This is a genomic window from Gilvimarinus gilvus, from assembly GCF_030518155.1.
GTDB classification, from domain to species: Bacteria; Pseudomonadota; Gammaproteobacteria; order Pseudomonadales; family Cellvibrionaceae; genus Gilvimarinus; species Gilvimarinus gilvus.
The window spans coordinates 1-389 of record NZ_JAULRU010000278.1 but is presented as its reverse complement, the minus strand read 5'-3'; the positions used below and the strand labels follow the sequence as shown (position 1 = coordinate 389).

The 389-nt window shown below is 65.0% G+C and carries 1 pseudogene; it reads right to left on the bottom strand.

From position 1 onward, the window contains the following. Positions 1-389: pseudogene (locus QWI17_RS04795) on the bottom strand (hypothetical protein); the annotation flags it as partial.

Sequence of the window (389 nt, the reverse complement as noted above, 5' to 3'; positions counted from 1 at the left end):
CGCGTTTCCACGCGGTGATCGGCTCCAGGCGCTGGTCTTCCAGGTGCCAGATGCTGGCGCTGTCGACGTTGTAGATTTCGCAAGCGCTCTGGGTGATCAGCTGGGCGGCTTCCAGCAGCGAGTTTTCGGCACTGTAACGTTGGCGGGCCAAACGCAGGATCAGGTCCTGCTGGCCGCGCACGCGTTCCAGGTGCTCAAGTTGCTCCTGCTGGGCGCGCTGGTTCAGTTGCAGGGCCAACTGCAGGCGGTTGTTGCGCGACTCCAGGTCGTTGGCATCCTGCTCGGCGGCGTCGTGCGGCTGGTCGTCGAGCACGCTCAGGTAGCCACGCAGCAGCAGGCGGTTGTGCTGCTTGTAGGCTTCACCCGCCTCCAGCAGGCGCAGTGCGGTA